21 protein-coding genes are annotated in these 24,097 nt (G+C 55.1%); 11 read left to right on the forward strand and 10 right to left on the reverse strand.

The annotated features are described in order from the left end of the window. The 9 genes from LAO76_07005 to LAO76_07045 all read left to right on the forward strand — a co-directional run. The coding region (locus tag LAO76_07005; GenBank protein MBZ5490663.1) for a non-ribosomal peptide synthetase at positions 1–917 on the forward strand (917 nt) is incomplete at its 5' end. A gap of 85 nt (positions 918–1,002) precedes the next feature. After that, on the forward strand, positions 1,003–2,031 hold the full coding sequence (locus LAO76_07010; GenBank protein ID MBZ5490664.1) for a TauD/TfdA family dioxygenase: 1,029 nt from the start codon (positions 1,003–1,005) through the stop codon (positions 2,029–2,031). 15 nt (positions 2,032–2,046) lie between these two features. After that, positions 2,047–6,534 (forward strand): amino acid adenylation domain-containing protein, encoded by a 4,488-nt coding sequence (locus LAO76_07015; GenBank protein ID MBZ5490665.1) that lies wholly within the window; start codon positions 2,047–2,049, stop codon positions 6,532–6,534. Between the two features lie 55 nt (positions 6,535–6,589). Next, positions 6,590–7,888, forward strand: a complete 1,299-nt coding sequence (locus LAO76_07020; protein MBZ5490666.1) for a cytochrome P450 — start codon at positions 6,590–6,592, stop codon at positions 7,886–7,888. A gap of 91 nt (positions 7,889–7,979) precedes the next feature. Beyond that, on the forward strand, positions 7,980–9,002 hold the full coding sequence (locus tag LAO76_07025) for a TauD/TfdA family dioxygenase (GenBank protein ID MBZ5490667.1): 1,023 nt from the start codon (positions 7,980–7,982) through the stop codon (positions 9,000–9,002). A 29-nt stretch (positions 9,003–9,031) separates the two neighbouring features. Continuing rightward, positions 9,032–9,790: an amino acid racemase gene (locus LAO76_07030; protein MBZ5490668.1), complete on the forward strand. Its 759-nt coding sequence runs from the start codon at positions 9,032–9,034 to the stop codon at positions 9,788–9,790. Positions 9,791–10,282: 492 nt separating this feature from the next. Continuing rightward, positions 10,283–10,510: a hypothetical protein gene (locus LAO76_07035; GenBank protein MBZ5490669.1), complete on the forward strand. Its 228-nt coding sequence runs from the start codon at positions 10,283–10,285 to the stop codon at positions 10,508–10,510. A gap of 5 nt (positions 10,511–10,515) precedes the next feature. Beyond that, entirely contained in the window at positions 10,516–10,986 is a 471-nt protein-coding gene (locus LAO76_07040; GenBank protein ID MBZ5490670.1) for a tyrosine-type recombinase/integrase, read from the forward strand. A 520-nt stretch (positions 10,987–11,506) separates the two neighbouring features. Beyond that, a complete protein-coding gene (locus LAO76_07045) occupies positions 11,507–11,944 on the forward strand; it encodes a hypothetical protein (GenBank protein MBZ5490671.1) in 438 nt (145 codons plus the stop codon). Between the two features lie 209 nt (positions 11,945–12,153). On the opposite strand, the gene LAO76_07050 is transcribed toward LAO76_07045, so the two are convergent. From LAO76_07050 to LAO76_07065, 4 genes are all read right to left on the reverse strand, one after another. After that, positions 12,154–13,173 carry a S26 family signal peptidase gene (locus tag LAO76_07050; protein MBZ5490672.1) on the reverse strand — a complete coding sequence of 340 codons (1,020 nt, stop codon included), beginning with the start codon at positions 13,171–13,173 and terminating at the stop codon, positions 12,154–12,156. Further along, entirely contained in the window at positions 13,157–16,381 is a 3,225-nt protein-coding gene (locus tag LAO76_07055; GenBank protein MBZ5490673.1) for a hypothetical protein, read from the reverse strand. The genes LAO76_07050 and LAO76_07055 overlap by 17 nt, the downstream gene beginning before the upstream one ends. 567 nt (positions 16,382–16,948) lie before the next feature. Next, entirely contained in the window at positions 16,949–17,620 is a 672-nt protein-coding gene (locus tag LAO76_07060; protein ID MBZ5490674.1) for a hypothetical protein, read from the reverse strand. A 492-nt stretch (positions 17,621–18,112) separates the two neighbouring features. After that, the gene (locus LAO76_07065) at positions 18,113–18,469 is read right to left on the reverse strand and encodes a hypothetical protein (protein ID MBZ5490675.1); all 357 of its coding nucleotides are present in this window, start codon (positions 18,467–18,469) and stop codon (positions 18,113–18,115) included. Between LAO76_07065 and LAO76_07070 the strand changes: the two genes are divergently transcribed. Next, positions 18,462–18,914: a HEAT repeat domain-containing protein gene (locus tag LAO76_07070; GenBank protein MBZ5490676.1), complete on the forward strand. Its 453-nt coding sequence runs from the start codon at positions 18,462–18,464 to the stop codon at positions 18,912–18,914. The genes LAO76_07065 and LAO76_07070 overlap by 8 nt on opposite strands. Positions 18,915–19,070: 156 nt before the next feature. Here the strand turns inward: LAO76_07070 and LAO76_07075 are convergent, their stop codons facing one another. From LAO76_07075 to LAO76_07100, 6 genes are all read right to left on the reverse strand, one after another. Further along, complete coding sequence (locus LAO76_07075; protein MBZ5490677.1) at positions 19,071–20,075, reverse strand: hypothetical protein; 1,005 nt, start codon at positions 20,073–20,075, stop codon at positions 19,071–19,073. A 39-nt stretch (positions 20,076–20,114) separates the two neighbouring features. Continuing rightward, on the reverse strand, positions 20,115–20,447 hold the full coding sequence (locus LAO76_07080) for a hypothetical protein (protein MBZ5490678.1): 333 nt from the start codon (positions 20,445–20,447) through the stop codon (positions 20,115–20,117). A 15-nt stretch (positions 20,448–20,462) separates the two neighbouring features. After that, positions 20,463–21,014 carry a hypothetical protein gene (locus LAO76_07085; protein MBZ5490679.1) on the reverse strand — a complete coding sequence of 184 codons (552 nt, stop codon included), beginning with the start codon at positions 21,012–21,014 and terminating at the stop codon, positions 20,463–20,465. Then, positions 21,004–21,996, reverse strand: coding sequence for a hypothetical protein (locus tag LAO76_07090; GenBank protein MBZ5490680.1), 993 nt, complete (start codon positions 21,994–21,996; stop codon positions 21,004–21,006). Before LAO76_07090 ends, LAO76_07085 begins: the two co-directional genes overlap by 11 nt. A gap of 78 nt (positions 21,997–22,074) precedes the next feature. Continuing rightward, entirely contained in the window at positions 22,075–22,623 is a 549-nt protein-coding gene (locus LAO76_07095) for a hypothetical protein (GenBank protein ID MBZ5490681.1), read from the reverse strand. Positions 22,624–23,371: 748 nt separating this feature from the next. Then, the gene (locus tag LAO76_07100) at positions 23,372–23,650 is read right to left on the reverse strand and encodes a hypothetical protein (protein ID MBZ5490682.1); all 279 of its coding nucleotides are present in this window, start codon (positions 23,648–23,650) and stop codon (positions 23,372–23,374) included. Between the two features lie 216 nt (positions 23,651–23,866). Between LAO76_07100 and LAO76_07105 the strand changes: the two genes are divergently transcribed. Further along, the coding region (locus tag LAO76_07105) for a hypothetical protein (GenBank protein ID MBZ5490683.1) at positions 23,867–24,097 on the forward strand (231 nt) is incomplete at its 3' end.

Consider the following 24,097-nt stretch of genomic DNA (forward strand, 5'->3'; position numbering starts at 1 on the left):
GGGAAGAAGCGGTGGCGCAGTATGCCGATTATGCGCTGTGGCAGCGGGAGTGGTTGCAGGGAGAGTTGCTGCGGGAGCAGGTGCATTACTGGAAAGGGCAGTTGGCCGGACTGGAGCCCCTGCAATTACCCATCGACGGAACGCAGTCCATAGCTGCGGCCAAGGGGAGTGCGCATTATATGTTCAGGCTCGACCGTGGTCTCACGGATCGTCTGAAGCAGCTGGGGCGGCACGAGGGCGCTACCCTGTTTATTACGCTTTTCTCGGCATTCTTCACGGTTATGGCGCACTATACCGGTCAGGAAGATATGGTTATTGCCACTGATGTGGCGAACCGGAATCACCGCGAGACGGAGCATCTGATGGGTTTTCTGGCCAACCAGCTTCCTCTGCGCATGAGTTCACGCGGCAAAACAACTTTCAAAGAGCTGCTGCGCGCCGTTCGGATCCACTTTTTTGAAAGCCTGAGCTATCAGGACGTTCCTTTCCAGAAAATTGTCGAGGAACTGGCGCCGGGGCGCAGCATGCAGGATCCACTCGTAAGAATCAAGCTGGTATTGCAAAACGCGGCACTCGATCTACGCGTAGAAGGGCTGAAGATGGAGCTGCTGGATATTGTTCCCGCGGCCTCGAAATTCGATTTGCTGCTGACCTGTTTTGAGGACCACAATGGCATCGCTGCCGGCTTTGAGGGCCGAAGGAGTCTATTCAGTCCGGCTGTTCTTGAATTTCTGGCGTCCCAATGGAAGCAGGTTCTGGAAGATGTGTCTGCCCAGCCTGACATTGGGCTGCAGGCTATTTCGGAAAAGCTGCATGGTTTAAAGAACGAGAACTTCGCGGCCAGGCAGATGAAATCTCGTCAGGCTATTTTCGACAAGCTACAATCCGCTCGCAGAAAACAAAATTCTCTCGCATAGCGGGCAATGGATCGATCCAGTTCCCACGGATCGGCAAAATTATTTCAGGCATCCGCCAATCCCTATTGAAAACTTCGAGGTAAAAATGAGTCCTTCGCATATTGATCTTGGTTTGGCCAAACGGCGCGGGGTGCAATCCAGCAGAGAGTGCGTGACCATCGCGCCATTGGACCAAAATGTAAAGATACCGCTGACAATTCAAACATCCATCAGGTCTCTCAAGGTAGACATCTGGGTACAGGACAACATTGAAACCGTCCAGACCCTTCTTCGGCAGAACGGAGCTCTTCTCTTTCGTGGTTTTGATGTCACGGGCCAGGAAGATCTGCAGAACTTCACAAAAGCAATGGGAATGCAACTTATGGAATACATGGAAGGAGCGACACCTCGCAAAGTACTTGGAAACAGCGTCTTCACGTCAACGGAGTTCCCGCCCGAACATGCGATCGCTCTTCATAACGAGAATTCCTACGTCATGACCTGGCCGGCAAAGATATGTTTTTGTTGCATAGCGGCGCCCCAGGATCGTGGGGAAACCCCTATAGGAGATGTTCGCGGCGTTCTGGCGCGCATTGATCCATCCGTCCGGCGGCGCTTTGAAAGCAAAGGTTACATGCTGGTTCGTAGTTTCAGCGAGCATTTAGGACTTCCCTGGCGCCAGTCTTTTCATGTGTCCACGCCCGAGGAACTGGAAGAGTATTGCCGGCGCGCCCGGATCGAGATGGAGTGGATCGGGCCGGAGCAACTTCGCACCCGGCAGGTTCGTCCGGCCTTGTTGCGGCATCCTCAGACCGGTGATGAATTGTGGTTCAACCACATTGCATTTTGGCATGCCTCCAGCCTGGAAGAGAGCATTCGAAAAGTGCTGCTGGCGGAATATTCCGAGCAGGGACTGCCATACAACGTTTTCTACGGAGACGGTGAGCCGATCGACGATTCCGTCGTCACGCATCTCCGTGAAGCCTATGAAGCCGAAACTGTCAAATTTCCCTGGCAGCGCGGTGACATCCTGCTTCTGGACAACATGCGCGTTGCGCACGGCAGAAGCCCCTTCAGCGGCCCCCGGAAAATTCTGGTTTCCATGGGCGATCCCTTCACTCGCACGGATTGCTAGTTCCAGGACAAAAATATGAATCAATCATTGGAAGGATATTCCATCTCGCCGGTGCAACATCGTTTGTGGAAGCTGTTGCAGATTGAAGGCTGCGACTGTTTTTCGCGAATGAAAATTTGCCTGGAAGGGCCGTTGGACGTAGCCAGGCTAAAAATCGGATTGCATTGTGTAGTCTCCCGGCATGAGGCTCTGCGCACTCGGCTCATGCAGTTACCGGGGATTTCTGTTCCCGTCCAGACAATCGGAGAAATAGAAAGCTCCTTCTGCCTGGAGCTCTGTGACGGCAAGGTTCGGCAGAATCAATCTGAGCCTGATGAGGCGTGGGACTTTCGGGAAAGTCCGGACGCCGTGCTCCGGGCGAGACTGCTGCGGGTTAATGATCACAGACACTGGCTTCTGATCCAGACGCCGGCAACCTGCGCGGATACCGCGAGTTTATTGGTTCTCATCAACGAGTTGCGCATTGCTTACGACCAGCCGGAGAGCAGCGCCGGACAGATTTTGCCGGCTCCCTTGCAATATGCTGACGTTTCCGAATGGCTGAACCAGCTTGACGAGTCGGAGGATTCATTGGCCGGTCGGCGGTACTGGATGCGAACTATAGCTGATGTGAAGCTTCAGCTTCCTTCTGCAAAGCCGGCCAGCGTGCGTTGGGAAAGCGAAGACGTGCCGCTGTCTGCTCCTGTAATGGAAGCTCTTCATCGGTTCGCGCAGCAGCCGGGCCGTGCAGAGGCACTTCTGCTGGCAGCATGGGCAATTCTGCTGAAAAAATTCGGATACGAGGTTCCCTGTATTGGAGTTGCGTGCGACGGTCGATCGTCAGAGCTGCTGCGTAACTGCATCGGGCCGCTGATGCGGCACTTGCCGGTGCATGTTCCGCTCGAGAATTCGATTTCTTTTGAGGTCGCCTGTGTTAAAACGGCGGAGGCGGTTGCCCAGGCGATCGAATGGCAGGAGTCTTTCAATTGGGAGCAGCTGGAAAAAGAGCTGTGGAACGGGGCCAGCCTGCCTTACCTTCCATTTTCCTTTGAATATATAAACGTTATGAATTCCGGCATGGCCGGCCGGGTGATGTTCACGACAGAGTATTTGCACACAGCTGCCGACTTTGTTGGCCTGCATCTTGGCTGCACGGCGCGCAGCCACGATTTCCAATTGCGCATTCTCTGGGACCGTGCGTTGTATGCGGAGAAAGACATCAAGACGCTCTGCGAAGGACTGTCTGTCCTTCTTGGCCATGCGATTGCCGGCCCGAAGGCGCCATGGATGGAGTTGAGCGTCATCGGCCCGGCCCAGCGTAAATGGCTGGTGGAAGACCTGAATGCCACGGCTGCTGTCTTCCGCACCGATGCCGTGCTTCTTCATGAACTCGTCTCGGCGCAGACACATAAAAGTCCCGGCGCCTGTGCCCTGCTTTTTGAAGGAAGAGAGTTGACATACAGAGAATTGGATGAGCGTGCTGGGCAGCTCGCTGAATATCTTGCCGGCGCAGGAATCGGCCCTGAAGCTCTGGTTGCAATCTGGATGGAAAGATGTCCGGAGATGGTCATTGCGATGCTCGGTGTCCTGAAGGCGGGCGGGGCTTATGTTCCCATCGATCCACAGTATCCGGAGGAGCGCGTCAAATTCATGCTGCGCGATAGCAGAGCGAAAGCCCTGATCGCGCAACGTGAACTGGCCGCCCAGGCGCACGGCATTTCGCCCAAGCCGCTTATTGTGCAGGAGATGTGCAACGGCCTACAGAAAGAAAAGTTGGCGCTCGTGCGGCCCATTCCCGAAAATCCGGCCTATGTGATCTATACCTCCGGCTCGACGGGTGTACCCAAAGGTGCGGTCATCAGCCACAAAGCAATCGTCAACCATATGAATTGGATGGAAAAAGAGTTTCCTCTGGAGTCCGGCGACCGCGTACTGCAGAAGACATCCTCCAGCTTTGACGCCTCTGTATGGGAGTTCTATGCGCCCCTGATGTCCGGTAGCTGTCTGGTCCTGCTTCGGCCCGGCGGACAGCAGGACAGGGAATACCTGCTGAAGTGTATCCGGGAAAATAAAGTGACTGTGCTGCAACTGGTTCCGTCGCAGCTGAGAATGCTGCTGGAAGCGGATGGACTGGAACAATGCACATCGTTGCGGCGAGTGTTCTGCGGCGGAGAAGATTTGCAGACCGATCTGGTTTTACAACTCCGGAGCAGGTTGCCGCAGTGTCAACTCTATAATCTATATGGTCCCACGGAAGCAACTATAGATTCCACGTGGTCGCTCTGCGATGCCCGAACGGATGTTTCTACCGCAGCAATCGGAAGACCAATCGCCAATGCGAAGACCTACATTGTTGATCCGCAAGGAGAACTGTCGCCGCCTCATGTCAAAGGAGAGCTGTATATCGGCGGAGCCGGGCTGGCCAGGGGTTACTTAAATCGTCCTGATCTTACTGCGGAACGGTTTGTGCCCGATTCGTTCAGCGGGAAAAGCGGCGCAAGACTTTATCGCACGAGTGACCTGGCGCGTTATCGCGACGATGGGCAGCTGGAATTCATCGGAAGGCTGGACCACCAAGTCAAATTGCGCGGCTTCCGAATCGAGGTGGGGGAAATCGAGGCCGAGCTGGTGAAATATCCCGGCGTGCAACAGGCCGTGGCTGTGGTGAGAGAAGATACGCCTGGCGACAAGCGGCTGGTGGCGTATGTAACCATCGCCCAGGAAGCCCGCGTAGAAACCAGCGCGATGCAAGAGCGCCTGAAAGAAAATCTTCCCGTATACATGGTGCCTTCCATTGTGATTATCGATGCATTTCCCCTGACTGTAAACGGTAAGGTGGACCGCAAAGCCCTCCTGCAACTGAAGCGGGAACATACAACACTACGAGAGAAGCCACCGGAGAGCATCGATGAAGAGATCTTATGCGGAATTTTTTCCGAGGTGCTGGGGCGCGAAAGCGTAGGCGTGAATGACGATTTCTTTGAGATGGGCGGCCACTCGCTTCTAGCCACGCAAATGATCTCGCGTATAAGACGGGTCTTTGAAGTGGACATGCCACTGCGGGACCTTTTTGAGTCGCCGACCGTAGGAGGCCTGTGTGGACGGATCAGGAGCGCGCGAAGGGTCAACCTGAAACCGCCTGCAGCAACCGAACACGCGGAAGAAATACCTTTGTCTCACGCGCAGTACAGGATCTGGTTTGTGGACCAGATGGAGCCCGGCAATCCGGCGTATAACATGCCGTTTGCCATCCGTTTGACGGGACCATTGGACGTTAATGCCGTTGTTTTGAGCATTCACGAGATTGTCCGGCGACATGAAATTCTGCGGACAGTCTTTGTTTCCCGCGATGGGACTCCCCTGCAAAGAATCATGCCATATACGAAAGTTGAGGTCCCGCAACTTGACTTGGCAGGACTGGACCCGCAGGAGCGCGCTCGCGAGATCAGCAGGGAATTGCTGTTTCAGACGGAAGAACCTTTTCATTTGCGGACCGGGCCTCTGCTTCGGCTGAAGTTGTTACACCTTGAAGAAGAGGCGCATATACTGGCGGGCTGCCTGCACCATATCGTTTGCGATGGCTGGTCCATCAACCTGCTGGCGCGCGAGTTCTCGTCTTTATACCAGGCATACACAAAAGGAGAAAAATCGCCGCTCCCCGAATTACCTATTCAGTACGCGGATTACGCGTTGTGGCAGCGTGAATGGCTGCAGAGCGGGGTGCTGCAGGAGCAGCTCCGGTACTGGAGCAGGCAGTTGGCGGAGCTGCCCCCGGCGTCACTGCCGCTGGACTTAGCCAGACCCGTAGTTCCAGACTGGAGAGCGGGCTCCATGCCGTTGTCAATCGCAGAAGAACTCGCGCAAAAATTGAAACGTCTGGCGCAGAAGGAAAGCGCAACCATGTTTATGGCTTTCCTGGCTTGCTGGCAGATTGTCTTCAGCCGTTACACGGGAGAGAACGACGTCACCGTGGGCATTGCGATATCGAACCGCAGCGAGAATGAACTGGAGCATCTGATCGGTTGTTTCGTGAATACACTGGTGCTGCGGACTCCGTTGAAGCTGGACCGCAGCTTTCGCGAGAATCTGGCCAATGTACGCCGCATAACCATTGAAGCGCAGGCGCATCAGGATTTACCTTTCGAAGCGCTTGTGGAACATCTGCAGCCGCAACGCGAGATTGACCGTACGCCGCTGTTTCAGGCCATGCTGGTGCATCAGCACTCTGCGGCGCTTGCAATGAAAGACGCGCCGCTTACAGCCGAACTGCTTCCCATGCAGGCACGGGCAGCCAAGCAGGATCTGATCCTTTACTTTCAAGAGGCCGCTCACGGGGTGAAAGGGGAGGCGCTGTACAGGAGCGCTCTGTTCACTCCCGCTTCCATTGCCCGGTTGTTGCAGAGCCTTGAAGAACTGATGCAGCAGGTCTGCGCGCATCCGGACTCGCCTATTGCAGGCCTGCAATGGTCGGCAGCAACGGAAGAGAGCGGCCTGAGCGCGTCCTTTGCGGACTCTCTGTCATAAAGGTTTCCCAGCGCCATGTCTGGCGATCACAACAAAATAATCGAACGGAGTTGATATGAGGAGCATTACGAGCGCTTCCCGGAACGGGGCGGCTCAGCCGCTCAGTCTTTATCACTTGCTGGACCCGGAAGTTCTGGCCAACCCTTACCCGCTTTACCGGCGTTTGCGTGAGGAATCGCCGGTCCATTGGGACCCTTTTTTGAGCGCCTGGGTTGTTACTGGTTACACAAATGTAATGGCAGTCTTGACGAAGTTCTCCGCATTGCGCACGCCGGCTCCCGAGCAGTTGGCGGCGCTGGGTCTTTCGGAACTAGGACCGATTGCCGAGATCATGGTGCGGCAAATGCTTTTCATGGATGCGCCTCAGCATACTCGGCTGCGCCGGCTTGCCGCCTATGCCTTCAGGCCGGCAAGAGTGGCATCGCTCAGCGCACGTATTCAGGAGATCACCGACGATCTGATCGACAAATTCGCGCCTGCCGGTCGCGTTGAGATCATGAAGGATTTTGCCGTTCCTCTTCCCGCAATTGTTACCGCGGAGATGCTGGGAGTGCCGGTAGCCGACAGCAGGCAACTTACCGAGTGGTCGGCGGATTTTGCCGAGATGCTGGGAAATTTCCAGCACAATCCCGATCGCGCCTCCAGGGTGCGCCGAAGCGTCCAGGAACTGGTGAAATATTTTAAGGCTCATCTGCGGAAGATGGAGCAGGGTTGCAACGAGGGGTTGGTCCACTCGCTGGCTATCGCCGAGGTGGACGGAGACCGCTTCAGCGAGGAAGAGGTGATCGCGAACTCAATTCTTACCATGGTTGGCGGCCAGGAGACCACCACGAATCTTATTGGAAATGGTTTGCTCACGCTTCTACGGTATCCGGACCAGATGCATAAACTACTGGCGAATCCAGGCCTGATGGGCTCCGCCGTCGAAGAATGCCTGCGCTATGAAAGCCCCAGCCAGCACACGGCCCGCAAAGCCCTCACCGATATGCCGATTGGGAAAATAACAGTGCGGGCCGGCCAGGCTGTTATTGCGGTGATGGGCGCTGCCAATCGCGACCCGGAAGCCTTTCCTGATCCTGACCGGTTCGATATCACGCGCACAGATAATCGCCATCTGGCCTTCGGATGGGCCGCGCATTTTTGTTTCGGAGCCGCTCTGGCGCGTATAGAAGGCAAGATTGCATTTTCCACCCTGCTGCGGCGCCTGCCCGGTCCCAAGGTCGATCCTGTTCAGCTCGAATGGCGGGAGAACCTGGGATTACGCGGCTTAAAGCGATTACCCCTCACTTTTAACGGCTCTACCGGCAAGGCCTTTGAGGCTGATGCCGACCCACAGCCGGCAACTAACGTCTGATCCAGCAGTGCGTTCCCGGACCATGCCTTCATGCGTCTGGCCTCAAGCACAGCGAAAAACAAATATTTCGTTCTGAAAGGACAGTTTCACCATGTATGCAGCAGAATTGCAGGCTCTTGGCATGAATGATCTTGCAGTAGAGGTCATGGACCAATCCGGAAATTTCCCCCTCCTGCTTGAACGCCAAACAGACACAGGCCAGGATGCGTGCTTGTCCGGCGAACACGCGTTTCTGGAACTGTGGAATAAGAATCGCGGCTGGATTGACCGCGCATTGCTGAAACATGGGGCGCTGCTGTTTCGCGGATTCTCCATCTCGAGCCAGGAAGTGTTCCAGTCCGCGATCAGCCGACTTAAGGAAGAGTTGCTGGATTATGTCGATGGCGACTCCCCGCGCACCAAGCTGGGAGGAGGGGTGTACACATCCACCGAATATCCGTCCGACCTTTTCATTCCCCTGCACAATGAGCTTTCGTATTCGGTCCGCTGGCCGGCACGCCTGTTTTTCTGCTGTATCGTGCAGCCCCAGGACGGCGGCCAGACCCCACTGGTGAGCAGCCGTGCGCTGCTGCAGGCGCTGCCGGCAGAGATTGTGAGCGAATTCCGGAAGAGAAAAGTCAGGTATGTGCGCAACCTCCATGCCGGAAAGGGAACAGGCAAATCCTGGCAGGAGACGTTCGAAACTACGGATCGTAAGAATGTAGACCGGTTCATCAGGAACTCAGATATGCAAGCTTGCTGGAATCCGGATGGATCGCTCCGGCTCATCAGCATTCGGTCTGCTACCGCAATCCATCCCGTTACTGGAGACGAAGTCTGGTTTAACCAGGCGGATCAGTTTCATCCTTCCAGCCTGCCGCAGGCGACATATGAATCTTTGATGGCTCTGTACGAAGGCTATGAAGACGAGATGCCGGAGAACGCCACATTCGGCGATGGCTCGCCGATTCCGATCGAGTATCTGCAATGCATCCGCGAAACCACGCAGCGGCTTCTGGTCAGGTTCGATTGGCGGAAAGGAGACCTGCTCATGGTGGACAACATGCTATTAGCCCACGGGAGAATGCCGTTTACGGGAGCTCGCAAAATCCTTGTGGTCATGACCGCTCATTAAAAAAATCCTATCTCTCCGGTGCTGTAAAGATGAAATCTCATGGTATAGAACAAAAGAACTGCCGGCCAGTATGGGGCATTCTTGGTGGTATGGGGCCGTTGGCTTCGTCAGAGTTCGTGAATACAATTTACGAAGAATGTTCCTCTCGGCCGGAGCAGGAGCGACCCATTGTGGTCTTGCTGTCAGATCCAACCATGCCCGACAGAAGCGAGAGCTTTTTGGCCGGGACAGAGCACGTGTTGCTGGAGCGGCTGACCGAAAGAGTGGACCAGCTTGCCTGCTTCGGAACGACCAAAATCATTATCTGTTGCGTAACGATCCATCCTTTAATTGAGCGGCTGGCCCCCGCTTTGCAGGAAAAAATTATTTCGCTTGTGGATGTGGCCATGGAACACGTTCTGCTCAGTAATCGCAAATACCTGCTGGTGTGCACTGAAGGAACGCGGCATACCCGGATTTTCCAGAACCACCGGCTCTGGGAGCAGACCCGTGACCGGATTGTACTTCCCGATCAGGAAGATCAACACCGGATCCATGAGCTGATCTACAAAATAAAAACCAGCAAAGATGCTGTCCGGCAAATTGAGCCGCTCGATGCTCTCCTGGAAAAATATGCCGTTGATTCCTATATAGTCGGATGCACTGAAATTCACATGCTGGCAAAGGAGCGGCAAAGGTTCTCCGGCCCGCGGCAGGCGCCTTTGTGCATCGATCCGCTGGCCGAGATAGCCACAATGATCTGCAACTTCCGGGAAATGGCTTCCGAGCAGAGGGAGCTTATAGGATAAGTAAGCTATTCGAGGCCAGCAAGCGAATGTTTGTTGTCATTGCCGTCCCGTATCAAAACCTTGCTGATGGGTACGGGAAGCTTCTTCATTTAACATTCGGGCAGTACCTTGTTACGCGGGCATAAACACTTGGTATGAAGATGCAGTTGAGACTCTACAAAATTTTGAATCCCGAAGTCTTGATTTCGCCTGTTTTATTGTTGTCAACAGAACCCTGCAATCAGATGCATTTCAAAAACTATTATCCCGCATATCATCGGAAAGCCCAATGCTCATTGGGGACGAGCGCCATCACCACCGTTCGATGGTAAATTTGTTGCCGGTCCAGGCCAGAGTCAGGTTGGGCTTGTCTGCGACACCTGAACCCTATCATACCGATGAGTCGGATCCAGTTTCAGAGTACTACGGTGGTATTGCAGGCTGAATGCCAAAACCCGGAAAGACAACGGGCAACCACTTTCCGGCAAAACAAAGAGCCACATCAGGGCCCTTATGCAGATCCTGTTTGACCGTGCGATGTTTTGGGGATATCTCCCGATCGCACGGAACCCGATGGAGCTGGTCAAGATCAAAGGAGGGACGCGCAGGAGTTCGCGGCCGAACGTCCTTTCTCCCGAACAACTAGAGCTGCTTATTGACCATATCCAGGAAAACTACGTACGACTCATGGTGGTTACCTCGATTTGCCTGGGGCTGCGATTTTCTGAGGTGCTTGCCTGAAGTGGATGGACATCGACTGGAAAGCGTTGACGATCTATGTTCGCCGGGAGATTGTCCTGGGCAGGGTGGATGAGACAAAGACAGAATACTCACAAGCCCCGGCCCCGCTTGATCCATCCTTGATGCAGGCCCTGCTCGACTGGAGGCACAAGTCTGAATTTTCAGAGAACGAAGATTGGATTTTTCGCTTCGCCCTTCAGCGCTGGAGAGAAGCCCTATTTCCAGACCGCAGTTCAAAGAAGGTTTTTACTGCGGCACAGAGAGCGGGCATAGCGCACTTGCTGCGAGGCGAGCCAACCAAGATCCTCAGACACTCTTATCGATCATGGCTAGGGACGACCAATGCGCCGGTAGCCGTGATCAAGGACCTGATGCGCCATGCTGATATTCGGACCACGTTCAACGAATATGGCAATGGATTGCTGGCCCCCATGCGTGAAGCCAACAGCAAAGTCGTGCGAATGGTTTTACGCTGAACGGTTCGTATTTTGTAGGTTTTTTCGCAATTGGACGGTAGGGGACGGTAAGATTTTCACTAACTCACTGATTCAAAAAGAAGAAATTGGGGTGGGTAGTGGGGGTCGAACCCACGTTGACACGGTAAACAAAGGACTTAACTGGACACGAATTGCGCAAAAGGTATTATTTGGCGGTATCTGGACACTAATTGCACACGCGTTGCACACGCTTCGGTTTGAAGGGTGTGGCTTTCAGATCGGCGACGCCGAGGCAAGCGGACCACCAGAGAGAGCCCCCGGTTGGCGGGGACGCGGTAGGGACTTTACGTCAGTTGCTAAATCAAATTTCTCCAACGTTGCAGCCCGATGGGATTTGACCCGTCACCTCTGTGAAAGAACCCGTCCTTAACGGGCTTTACAACAACTTAGAGAGCGCAGGTGGTACTGCAAGACACTCTAAGCTCCGCAAGAATAGCTTATCGTTACATGATTGTTACATGACAGTGACCGTTGCTCCCGCCCCGATGCGAGAAGGGCAATGCGAGAACTTTTCGTCATGCGCTATCCGCGAGCGATTTCTGAAATGGCCGTGTCTGGTGTATTCACGCCAGTGCTGGCCAAGCACACCAAGAGCTTCAATCTCATTGATACGCTCTCGGTTGGCGTGGACCGGATTCAGAGGAATTTCGAGCCGCTGCAACGCCAGGTTGAATTGTGGAGGAAGACGCAGATCACCGATGATACGGCGAGGCTGATCTTCTATTCCGCATTCATTGACGGCAAGCTGGAAGCACCCAGAACGCTGCTCCCAGAAGTCCACCGGTTGTATTTCGAACCGCAGTACCCGGAATTCGCGGCCAGGACGATGTGGAGCCTCTCGAACGCGTTTACCAGCGCGTTCAAAAAGCTCGACCCGGTGCCACAGTTCAAAGCGACCGCAAAGATGGGAGGCTTTCTGGCGCAACTGCCGAATTAGCTCGTGATCTCCTCTTTAATCTGTGATAGAGCGGAGATCACGCCTTTCTCCGTGCTCGGCGGAAGCATTCTAGTCAACGGCGATGCCCGTCATGTGACCATAGAGCACCTGGCGCGGAACCAGAGCCAGAGGGTTTCGGAAGGGAAAAATGGCATCCAGTCCCTCGACGGCAAGAGATATTGCGACCCGCAATCTCGGGAGAGAAAAGCTTACATGGCGGCAAACCGGCTCAGCCATTTTTCACTGACGTGAACATTCCAGACAGGGGGATTGGGAATGTTGTACAAGGGCGGCTGCACGAGCCCAAAATCCCGGAGCGGCCACAGCAGGAGGAACTGTCGACAACGGACTTGACTCTCATGTACCACATAAAACGCATTTCCTATCCCAGTCCAGTCTTTTCTCACGTCTTCGCCCAGCAGATAATCCTCGCGTCCCAGGCGGAGAGAGGTTTGACCGGGCTCGGCGACATAATTCTCCACATAGGGCTCCAGGAGCGGAATGCCATTGATCGTGATCATCCCGCGGCTGATGACCACGGTCTCTCCCGGCATAGCGATCACACGGCCGAGATAATCCTCCGTTCCTGACGCGCCTCCGCGATAATGAAAACGCTCCGGAACCGTGGTCTGCCATTGCGCCGGCAACCGGGCTGCTCCTTCGGCAACTGCTGTCACCACTGCTCCTCGCGCCGGGCGCAAGATGTAGTACCCCAGGTTGGAAGTGAGCCCGACGCTAGGCCCGACGGAGGACCCGATCCTGACATTGTCCAGCTTGTGACGTCGTGCTAAACCTATGTCATCGAGATAATAAACCGAAACCACGAAGCGGGTCATCAGGCCCTGGCTCGCGAAACTCAGGCATGCGACCAGAACCAAGCGCCAGAAGGAACGCCGTGTCACTCCGGTCATCCGCCCGCGGCCAGCCTCTATCAAAGTCATAACAGTCGCGATCACGAGAAGATAACTGCACATTGCCCAAAACACCTTCCATGACTCGACCGGAGAGTAGAAGACTTTTCTCCATATCCACTCGCCTAGCGCGGAGCCGGCCAGGAGCTCGGCCATGAACCAGGCAATGTCGCTCAACACATTTCCTGATGCCCGGAGCAAGGAGGCGGGCGGTCCTTTCCGCCGCGCCCTGATCCTGTAGGTGGGATAGCCAAGGGGAAAGCCGAGCGTCGCATAGCCAACGTATGCGATTACGAAGTAGCTATCCATGTGCATCATGCCACCTCTCTCCGCCAAGAAGCCGTCTGATCTGCTCCTCGGTTAGGCCGGGATTCTCGTGCATCTCAACCTCGGGAATCTTGGTGTTGATGAGGATTTCCAAATCACTCTTTACCTCCCCGGACAGCTTTCTGGAGGCAAGAAAATTCCTCATATATTCAACTAGGTGGCGGTCCCACACCAGATCTGAGGCCATGAACTGTACATATCTTTTCTTGTTATAGCGCGGCGTCTTTGCATCCTCAAGCTTGGCACAGAGACCGGCCAGTGTCCTCTCATAGTTATGGCGCGCTTGTAGGGCCAGCTTGCCTCTTAAATTTTCCAGTTCCTGGCTTAAGTCGCGGTACCGCTTAAAGGTGTAATAGCCGCCGTAAAGAGCAATGACTGTTCCTGAGATCTCGAAAATTCCGATCCAGCCCAGCCGGTGGACGTGGAGCAGGGACACCATGCCGACGGACACCATGGCCATCAGGCCGAGTGCCCACCGGCGGCGCGGGCTGGAGATGGCGGGCTGGGCCGAATTCAACAAGACGAGGAACCGTGAATACCAGGCTACGAGCGGTGAACGAGTTTGCTCTGTCGGGGCCGGGCCGGGCGGTTCAGGAATAGGAATAGGAGTAGGAAGAGGAGCCGTGCCGATGTCACCGCCTCCCCCGGAACCGTGGGGCATTCTTCTTCCTCGCCAATTGCCCGACCAGGCGCCGGCCAGAAGCATTAAGAGCGGCATGGCTGCAAGGACAAGAGTAAAGGCGAACTCGAGTCCCGAAGGCATGATGCGGACGGCGAGGAGGCCTAGGATCGGGAGCAGGATCAGGCATCGCAAAAAAACCGGCACTACAACCATGGCCAGGATGCGGGAGGGAAGCCCAAGATAGCTGAATCCCGCGTATGAGAAGCGCTTCACCATGACCCATGGCACTAAGGCGGTGAAGGCGAACAAGAGAGTGCGAATCGCGATGTCGGCCGCATCATGAGGAACCACGACAAGGTGCGGAAAGAAAGACCACCGTGCGCCGAACCAAGACGCCGAGTGCACCGCAATCTGGTTGCCCACCCAGATGCTGAGCAGGTACGCGGCGTAGAGATAAAGCCCGATGGCAAGCGGGCGCAGGGCCAGGATTGACCTGCTCAGGACACGCCAGAACGTCCTGACCGCATTGCTGGAGGCTGGAAAAACGCGAAACCCTTCGCATAACTGCAGCGTGAAAAGGCCGCGGTTGAGAAGCCAGGCCGACAAGACCAGAAATGGAACTGGATTGAACAGGAGCACTCTTGGGGCGCGGAGGAAAAGCTGTAAAAGCCGTCTTTGAACCGGAAGCGAACCGAGGCTGACCAGAGCCCCAAGAAGCAGGACAGCCCGCTCACGGCCGCGCGAGAGCAGGTCCGGAAGCGACTTGATGCCGTCGATCAAGCGAAGCATGTCCCCGTTATCCTCGCCCGTAAGCACGCGATCCACAACCGAGATCAACGCATCTTCAAGCAAAGGGGACGCCTTCAACTGGGTCACGGTGAGCGATTGCATGCAGGTCGCAAATCTCTTTGCCGCTTCATGGACGTCAGGGCTGGAGTTCAAATAGCCGGCAAGATAGTCCAGCACGAACCTGTCTTCCTTGGCCATGGCGATGAGCAGGCGGGCGGCGTACTGGTATCTCTGATGGGCCAGGGGAAAGAAATCCGTGTGATCGTGCGAGATATCCTGCAGGATGTAGCGCGCGGCGAAATACTGTTGCAATGGCTTGATGGCGAACTCCAGGTCGCCTGCCGGGCCCACAGTGTCTGCCAGGAGGCCGGCGAGGCGCGCAGCTTCGAAGCTGGCTGAATCGGAAGGTAGAATCGAATTCTCCGGCTCCACGGTCCGGTACATGCCAAGCCGGGTAAGCCAGTCAATGCAGCGGTCGTAAGCAGCATCATCTTCAACCTTGTCACGCAGGCGAATACGGATAAATTGTTCCCAAAGCTGGCTCAGCGTAGGAGCTTTCTTGGACAGCGGCCAGGCAAGGAACATCACAGCCAGCAAAGGCGTGTTGCGCAAAGGGCCGAAGGTCTCGTCGTCATTGGCCTTGGCGATGAAACTTTTTACGAGCCGACGGTTCTGGTGCGACATGGATAGCCGCGCCGCGACATAGGAGTAAAAGAGCTTCCTGGACCATGGCTGGATGGCCTTTATTGAGATGCCGAAGCTATTCTTGTAGCTGCGGAGCGCCACATAATCTTCTTGGCGGCAGGTCACCAGAAACAAATGGCGCGGCCGCGCCTCGATAAAGGCGGCAATGGCCTGGATTCTCTCCTTGTGCTGCTCCGTCCGTTGTTGTTCGGGAGGGACTTCGTCCAGGCCGTCAAGGATGTAAAGCAGAGGGCTGGAGAAGCCAGGAGCGGTAAAGGTGCGCGCCAGCGTATCGTCCAACGGGGTGCCCGCCTGTTCCGCCAGAAAAGAAAGATAGCGAGGACAGCCCTGCCGGATGCTCATCCTGACCAGACGGCTCAGTCCTTCTAGATCCGCGGAGAACTGCTTGCCGAAATGTGTAAGGTTGATATAGACCGGCACGGGATACTGTCCACTGGAGGAAGCTTGCACCGCTGTCCAGCGCGCGATCTGGACCATCAGGCTGGATTTGCCGGAAGCCGGTCTTCCCAGGAAAACGAAAACCCGCGGGCTATTATCGCGGTTCCGGCGCCTGCCCGCTCCAAGCCGGCTCGAGGAGAGCAGGCGACGGACAAATCGTGGCACAGTCACCGTTCTTACCCGGCCAACATTCTCCAGCGCGATGCTTTCATCCGCCGGCAGAGAAGCGAGATCGAAATTGACGTCCGCGATGGAAAACTTTTCTTTCTCTACGATGGCTTCGGATTCAAGGTAATTGTCCCATCCTGGAGATCTTTTCCGATCGCGAAAAACCTTCAAATAGCGGATGGCCACTTCCGCTGGAGGGAACTTATGGCCGAACCTGTAGGCGAACGAGTCCCTGATGCCGTCGAAAAACCGGTTGGCTACGACGACGAGAACGGCCAGCGCGGCGAAAAAAATCAACGCGGTTGCCAGCTTGGTGACGTTCCCGTTGATGAACTTCGCATAGAGAGCGTACCCCCAGGCAATCATGCTGGCGCCAATCACCTCGATCACGCGCCAGAGAGCGTGAGGCAAAAGCTCACGGAAGAGCCTTTTGGGACGGCTCTCGGAGTGGGAGGCGGGACTCGGAGTCGTGGACATTCCACATTCCCAAGCTAGTCCAGATGCACTTACAGCAAAATCACAGCACCTCGACGACCAGCGAAGATCATGAATTTAGAGGGCCGGAAAAGCCGAAATTGTATATCGGTTACCGCTTCTCTGACCATAAATTTGATTGATATTTCAGACTGGTTTTGATGTAAAGGGAAAGAACGTAACATTTAAAGATGCAGTCGATTGCGTGATTCGGCGCTATTACCCTTACCTAATTTTGAATTTCAGCAATTCATAAGTACTGTTTGACCGAATCCCGATTGGTTTAGGACACCGCACAATTGCCGGCATAATCAAAGGTGGGCCCGTTCTGGGTGACCCATTATCCCGAACGGGTCCGGCTGATTCCAGTACGAACAGCGTTGGTAATACCGATCCATCTAGCCATTTCTTGGAAGCCCGTTTCTCGGGCGGTTGCGGACCATGACTCCGATAGAGAGGGATTCCTCCACGCTTGCCCGTTTCTCAGTAGTAATCCTGAGGTAGTCTGGAAAATCGTTTTGGGGAGCACGTTTCGCCGAAACAGAAGCTTCTTGAATCACTTCAGCATGATTATTGTTCTTGGTCAAAGAATCTCTCAATCGCTTCGCGATTTTGATTGACCCACTTAGGATGGATGAACCGGGTCTTGCCAAAGACTTTATTGATCCTATTCGCAACCCAAGCTGCACGGTCCGCCCGACGCCCGCGGATGCCCCACTCCTGCCATGCTTGCGCCGCCACGTGAAGCATCTCTCGCTTTGCTCGTTCGCGGCTTATCCGAGTCCTTTCTGCTCCGCCGATGAGTTTGCAATTACCGCAATAGCTACCGCGTTTGATTGCCGTCTTCCTTTGGCGTTTGCGAAGGAAGTATCGTTTGCAAATTGGATTTGTGCACGTGCCGATGAAGCTCCAAAAAGGTGATTCGAGAAGCTCTTGGAAGTAGTACGTTGCCATGTCGCGTGCATACAACTCCGGGGACTGGTTCTCCCAGCGGGGCTGGCCCACGCCTACCGCCAACGTACCGTCACCGTTCAACAGTGGTCGTGGCTGATTTCGACGCCACGACTCATAAATCTCGTCAAAAATCACAACAGGCGTTTCGTCTGTCGATACGGTCATGATGGGAGACTCACCCACGGACGCGCGAACTCTGCGGCTCGACGGTGTCTCGACGCCGTTGCTGTCAATTCCAGTCTGAATGAAGCCGTCCACGAAAGCACGCAGCCGGATGATAAAGGCCAAATTGGCGGCTTCACACTGTGATGGGCTTGGCAGCTTCCGATCTGGAATCGGCGGCCTGTTCAGGGCACCCCATCGTGTCTCCTCACCATTGAGGAGATCGACGATCATGTCCAAAAATCATGCCGGAGGTCGCTACGAGCGATTCATCCGGGAATCATTAAGATCGCAATGGGATGGCAAATCTGCTTGACGTGTTAACGGGCAGTTTCTGGTCTATTTGTCTTGGCCTGTGATCATTAGCCATGACAATTGCACGAGGTCCTGAATGCGTCAATAATTGCTTACACAGAGAAATGACTCCAAGTGTCGTGCAAATAGACTGCTTTGAAAAAGCCTGATCCAATCGAAAAAGCGCTTGACCGGCTTACCGCTCTCAAAAATGAAACGGGAGAGTTCTCTATTGCCACGGAACTCAAGGATTTTCTTGAAAATCGGTCCAACCTTGTGGTGGCCAAGGCGGCAAAAATCGCTTGCTACGTGCGCGCAACCGAGCTAGTTCCTGAACTGGTGCGGGCGTTTCATCGGCTCATGGTGAACCCATCCAAACTGGACAGAGGCTGTGCGGCGACAACCGAGATCGTGGGCGCACTGTATGAACTGGATCATGCCGAGCCGGAAGTCTATCTGCTTGGCATACACCACGTACAGATGGAGGGTTCGTTTGGTCCGCTCGTGGATGCGGCAGCCAAACTCCGCGGGATCAGCGCTCTGGCCCTGGCCCGAACACGGCATCCATCCGCGCTCGATGAAATTGTTTCCCTGCTGGTTGACCAGTGGCCAGAGGCAAGAGCTGGCGCGGTTCGCGCCTTGGCTGTGAACGGCGGTTCGGCGGGCGCCCCTCTTGCTCAAACTGAAGATTCTTACCGGCGAGAGGGAACCCGATGTCCTGGCCGAATGTTTTTCAGGATTATTGTCAACCGCGCCGGAGAGATCCCTGCCACTGATTGCCGGCTTTATCGATTCCGAAGATATAGCCGTTGCCGAAGCGGCCCTGCTGGCCTTGGGATCATCGAGGCTGCCCGATGCTTTGGATTTGCTGAAAGCCAGACAGGAAAGGACGATAGGCGGTCCACTGCGAAAGATTGCGCTGCTGGCGATAGCTATGATTCGGTCAGACACAGCAATTGAATTCCTCCTGGCATCGCTTACGGAGTGTAGCCCGGCTATGGCAGAGGACGTGGTTGCGGCGCTGGCCTTGTTCCGCACCAATGAAAGGGTACGAAGTCGTGTGGAGAGCGTGGTGGCACAGAGGAACGAGAAGAGCACGAACGAAGTGTTCCGCCAACACTTTTAACGCGCCTCGAGATCTCAAGCCAATTCGTTTCTTACAGAAACGGATTTATGTTTGGTTTGATGACCATCTCGGGGTCGGCCCGTTCATTGACCACAACCACTAGGACGCGCTCAGGCATTTGTGATGTTTGTGTGGCAAGACAGGCAAGGGAATCGACTACCACGTCGGAGACTTAACTGCTGCTTCCATCTTGAGGACAAGCGCATGGAGAGTCTGGAGATCAGAAATGCGGTCGATAGAACGAATTTTGAGGGAGTTCAGAATTCCGGTCACGATGTTCTGGCTCAGATTCTCCATCGCCTCCTTCAGGCGCTGAAATCCGCGTTCTGCCGCCTGCATCCGCTCTAATGTCTTTCGCTGTTCCGCAACATTCCTGATCTGGCTCGGTTTCCAGGCTTTGGCTAAGCGCAGTAGCCCTCTGTACATGTGTATGCCCAATTTAGACTGCATGCGTTCGATTTCATGCACCAGTTGGCTGTCAGAACTTGGAAGGCCATTCGAGCTGCAAGAATGGTTGCTTTTCGATGCCGTGCCGGTTTGTGGGCGCTCAGATTGACTTCCAGGACGCAAGCCGTCACGCCAGCCTTCCGGTGTCGCCCAGCCAAACAGTATGGGTGTCTTCTTGGGGCGTTTCCTTGCATCCAGATCGACCCATTGGCCCGTAAAGTGATAGAGGTACCGCCCCAGGCCAAAGCACGCCGCGGCTCTCTTGAAGGATTGCGCTTCCGCACTGGTGGCTGCATTGGGGTCGTCGGACCACTCTTCGCCTGTGGCTGAGTGCGTACCCAAGCCAAAGATCGTCAGTTCGCACGAAACCACCACTTTCGCGACAACCTTCTTGTCGCTGCCGCGCTCAAAATTTGCGCTGGTGTGGACCTGATAACGTCTGGTCCATCCTGCCGGCGTGAATAGAGCATTCAGCCGGTCGGTGTATGCTCTCTGGTCAGCATAGGGAATGACTTGACCGCGAGGCGGATTGCCATCCTTGGCAGTGTTGATCACCCTCCACTCGATGACGGTAGGATCAAACGGTATTTCGAGAGCCGCAACAATCTCCTTTATCTGGCTCGCGGTAAACTGCTCGGTTGAGCCGGTTGATCGCCAGGGTGGTTCGGCTGCATTGCGTAATGGCTCATTTGCATGCCCGTTTGGAATAGTCATATTGACGCCTCCTGGTTGCATTGGCTACGCGGATTAAACTCAACGCGAGGCGAATAGAACGTCGGTCAAATTGCTTTCCAGCAGACGCGCCAGGACTTCGGCATCGTTCGCTGCATCTACGGGATCGCGCGTCAGGGCCGACGAGAGAGCCTGCTTGAGCCAATGTGACGCGGCGGGGTCCGCCAGGACCTCGGCAACCGTTGGCAATTTCGTAGCTGGATCGCCGAGGTTGAGAACTTCAAGCGACTCCAATTGACAGACGGCACAATACTTCTGACGTTGTTCGTAGTAGATGATGGTCCCGCGCTCGCGCAAGCAGGCGGGACAGTGCAGGACTGTTCCGCTCGGTGCGGCTTGCCATGACGATGACATAGAGACTCCTTTTTGCTATCCACAGCCACTCGTGCTGCCGCAGGTCATGCAGGTATGGCAGGAACCGCTCCTAGTCATCAGCCCACCACAGTTCTGGCAAACTGGCCCATCTGCCGCTTGTGGAATTGCATTCACCTGCTGACTGAGTTCAGCCGAACGCAACACTGCTGAGCCTGATGACTTATGGTCCAGAAAGAGGAGAGACAGCCAACGGAAGATGTAATCGACCAGGGATGTGGCAAATCCAATCTCCGGATTGCCGGACCAGCCGCTAGGCTCAAACCGCATGTGGCTAAATTTCCCGATAAGCACGGGAAGCGGGACGCCATACTGAAGAGCCAAGGACACTGACGTTGCGAACGCATCCATCAGGCCCGAAACGGTCGATCCTTCCTTGGCCATCCTGATGAACAACTCTCCAGGCTGTCCGTCCGGGTAAAATCCGACGATGACATATCCATCCTGGCCGCCAACCGAGAAGTGATGGGTGAGTGCTCGCCGCTCATCGGGCATGCGGCGGCGCAAGGGAAGGGGATCCTCAGCGCGATTTGGCGCATCAACCGGCATACTTGCCCCCATCTGCGCCCCTGCCTGAGCCGTGCCTGATCGGACAGCCAAGAGCTGCGCGAATTTGTTCGCGGTCGCAGCCTGCCCAGCACTTGTATTTCCGGGGATCGGCAATGGAGATCGCTAGATTATCTCCTGCCCGATCACAATTCTGCCGTGCGCAGGAAGGACAGCGGGCCCAGTAGTTGCGCCCAGCTTTGCGCCTCACCGTGACGTGTTCCAAAATGCGAAACTCGCGATGCGTGGAATTGCCATCGGGCACATAGGAACGGTTCACCTGCTTGGGAACAGGAGGCGGTTCTTCGACTGGAAGCCCGGCCACGAAGTGCGCGAGTTCGTCTTCGGTGAGACGTTTCAGACGTTGTAAGTATGCAAGCTGCGCGTCGAGCGTGTAGTCTGCTCCGTAGAAAAAGTATCGCTTACCCGTCGCACGATGAATGCCAAGGGGCCCCCTGAGTGCATTGCCAAACTCGCTTGCAGGAAGCTCATCTTGTTTTGGGAAGACCTCGATGCCATCACCCGAACCTGCCGTCTTGAGCGGGACTTTGAGCCGCCTGGCTACGGCAGAGATGTACAGCCGGCACTGCCGCGCCAGAAGTGGCTGGGAGGCGAAGATCCAGAGGTGCCCGCCCCGGCGAGATTTTTCGAAGGCAGCTTCAACTCCGTCTTGCCGCAGTTCCCATTGCAGCTTCAGGAGATCGTCCAGAGCATCCCCATAGTCAGCGTCAATGGCCAACCACTTGCATCGTTGGGTGGCCGGGTTAATGGCATAAAGGCCAATCGTCACCAGGCCTTCGAGATGGCACTTGATGACATCGTTAGAAAGAGGAACCGGGGCCTCGTTGTCTTTTGGTCGAAAGTAGTAGTGACGCCCGGTCTTAGGATTCGGTTTGGGGGATTGGAGTGTATAGGCCAGCCGGTTGACAAACAGCGTCCGATAGGAGGCGACCGCATCCTGGCTGGCTATGAGTTTCACATTCACAAAATCACCTCGCCAGGATCGTTCTTAACCCGGTTCTGAAACTCGGTCAAATTTTCGGCCGATGAACTACAAAGACAGTCAAGCAGAGCCCGCCCATGGGAAATCAAGCTGCTTGAGTGCGCCGCCGGCACAACGAAACAGACCACGACCACCCAGAAGGTGGCAGAAATCGGCCAGAGTGAGCCTGGGCGTTATCATCGACCGGCAGGTCCGCGTGGGCGTTGCCACATTGCGAACTTGGGCTAAGCTTGGGTCAGCGGCATACCGCAAGAGCTGATATTCCTCGAAGAGCCGGTCAAACTCGTCCGGGGTTAAATTGTCTTCGGGACCATCAAAGCCAAGCAGGTAGAAAATCTGGGTGGCCCGATCATAGAGATAAATTGCGCCCGAATCCAAGCGACCTGGGACTACCTGCAGAAGGAGGATGCCACGGGGCATTTGGATCCAGCGAGCTGCGACTGCTTCTCCAATCTTGAGAAACTCACGGATGATCCGGTCTACATACAAGCCGGAATCCCTAAGCCCCAAAGAGGCCAGGTTGAAGAGTTTGTGAAAGTGAATGGCTCCTCTGGTTTTGGTCCGGTTACTACCTGTGTGGTCAGACAGTTCAGATAGGCCAAGAGACATGAGTGCTCCTTTCATTTGGAATAACTTTGTTCAAGTTCCGCTTCCTTACGCGTCGACAGATGTAACCCTCAAATGACAACCAAACAAACAACGGACAGCAGCAAAAGCGCCGAGCGTTGTTACGGATGACCAGCGCCCGGCAGCAAATGATGTGCGGTCCCAAAGTCCACACGGACCAGAATGCGGAGATCCAACTACAGATGAAGCAGCTGATCACCGTTTAAATTAGGGAGTTGAACCGATGCTAAAAAGGGCCTCTACAGCCGACCGCCGCGTCGGGGCAAGGAGCGCAGCATGGTGGGCATACTTACAAGGTTGAAGAGGTTGTGAAATGAAATGCCTTCAGGTTCTTGCCGCTGGCAGCCAAACCACCAACAACCAGCAACAAAAAGCGCCGGCGCGTCATCACCAATGACCACCCTGCATCAAGTTGACGATTTGCGACTAATGTTCTGCCGGGGAGGCAAAAAGGAAGGTCACAATTGCGCACCTGGGCCCGCTGTCGTGCGCGATGCGCGTGAGCATATTTGTGACAATTGTTGCGTATTTGAGCCCGACACCAGAGCGGTTGACTACGACATTCCCCACACACCAAAAACCACAACGAGGAAGATGAAGAGTCCCCACGGAGTGCAGTACTTTTCGCTTGAGAGGCAGTGAGTTTTTTAATTGAGCGTAGGCATGTTCGGAGATGGGCCGAAATGATGGAGCAAAGATTGTCGCAATACAAAAGTTACTCCATCACAGCTCATAGTTGCGTGTGTTTAGTGAGAGCTCGCGGATTTGCGCGCCATCCACCAGCCCGGTTGGGCCTGAGCTTGAAGTCGTCCTGGGCAAAGAACTCAAACTGGTTGGTCTGGATCACCGCCGTCAGGTCTACCGAATCTTGGCGGAAATTGGAAGCGCGGCCCAGCAGGAAGTTGGCCCAGGTACGCTCAAAACTGATGTTGCCTGCAATGGGCTGTCCGGCCGTATTCACCGTAAAAATACCCTGGTTGCCGTTCGTGACAGCCAACAGCTTCACCATGGTGATCGATCTGGGAAGTACGGCCGGGACATTTGGGATTGAGGTAGTAAACCCGGGCGGAACACGGTCTACGCGCTTCCTCTTCTCAACAGCATCGGTGACGGCAACCGTCAGTCAAGATTTATATTCTCGACTACAGCTCCAGCAAATACGCCTGCGGTAAGTTCGATCAGTCCATCTACGCCTCCGGTTGTGATAGGGAATCGGAATATAGGGGTGAATGGCAGCAACTTCCAGGCCGGGCTGACCGTGGATGTGTTCAATGGTGGCACAAAGGTGGGGACCTTGAGCGGGACGCAGATCCAGAACGTGACAGCCAACAGCTTCACCATGGTGATCGATCTGGGAAGTACGGCCGGGACATTTGGGATTGAGGTAGTAAACCCGGGCGGAACACGGTCTACGCGCTTCCTCTTCTCAACAGCATCGGTGACGGCAACCGTCAGT

It is taken from the genome of Terriglobia bacterium, from assembly GCA_020072645.1.
Classification (GTDB): Bacteria; Acidobacteriota; Terriglobia; order Terriglobales; family Acidobacteriaceae; genus Angelobacter.

Bases quoted from the DNA above. Each gene is read 5' to 3' on its own strand.
- LAO76_07095 (MBZ5490681.1), bottom strand. From the start codon at position 22,623: ATGTCTCTTGGCCTATCTGAACTGTCTGACCACACAGGTAGTAACCGG.
- LAO76_07040 (MBZ5490670.1), top strand. From the start codon at position 10,516: ATGGACATCGACTGGAAAGCGTTGACGATCTATGTTCGCCGGGAGATT.
- LAO76_07035 (MBZ5490669.1), top strand. From the start codon at position 10,283: ATGCAGATCCTGTTTGACCGTGCGATGTTTTGGGGATATCTCCCGATC.
- LAO76_07010 (MBZ5490664.1), top strand. From the start codon at position 1,003: ATGAGTCCTTCGCATATTGATCTTGGTTTGGCCAAACGGCGCGGGGTG.
- LAO76_07015 (MBZ5490665.1), top strand. From the start codon at position 2,047: ATGAATCAATCATTGGAAGGATATTCCATCTCGCCGGTGCAACATCGT.
- LAO76_07055 (MBZ5490673.1), bottom strand. From the start codon at position 16,381: ATGTCCACGACTCCGAGTCCCGCCTCCCACTCCGAGAGCCGTCCCAAA.
- LAO76_07075 (MBZ5490677.1), bottom strand. From the start codon at position 20,075: ATGACTATTCCAAACGGGCATGCAAATGAGCCATTACGCAATGCAGCC.
- LAO76_07045 (MBZ5490671.1), top strand. From the start codon at position 11,507: ATGCGAGAACTTTTCGTCATGCGCTATCCGCGAGCGATTTCTGAAATG.
- LAO76_07020 (MBZ5490666.1), top strand. From the start codon at position 6,590: ATGAGGAGCATTACGAGCGCTTCCCGGAACGGGGCGGCTCAGCCGCTC.
- LAO76_07050 (MBZ5490672.1), bottom strand. From the start codon at position 13,173: ATGATGCACATGGATAGCTACTTCGTAATCGCATACGTTGGCTATGCG.
- LAO76_07030 (MBZ5490668.1), top strand. From the start codon at position 9,032: ATGAAATCTCATGGTATAGAACAAAAGAACTGCCGGCCAGTATGGGGC.
- LAO76_07025 (MBZ5490667.1), top strand. From the start codon at position 7,980: ATGTATGCAGCAGAATTGCAGGCTCTTGGCATGAATGATCTTGCAGTA.
- LAO76_07080 (MBZ5490678.1), bottom strand. From the start codon at position 20,447: ATGTCATCGTCATGGCAAGCCGCACCGAGCGGAACAGTCCTGCACTGT.
- LAO76_07085 (MBZ5490679.1), bottom strand. From the start codon at position 21,014: ATGCCGGTTGATGCGCCAAATCGCGCTGAGGATCCCCTTCCCTTGCGC.
- LAO76_07100 (MBZ5490682.1), bottom strand. From the start codon at position 23,650: ATGGTGAAGCTGTTGGCTGTCACGAACGGCAACCAGGGTATTTTTACG.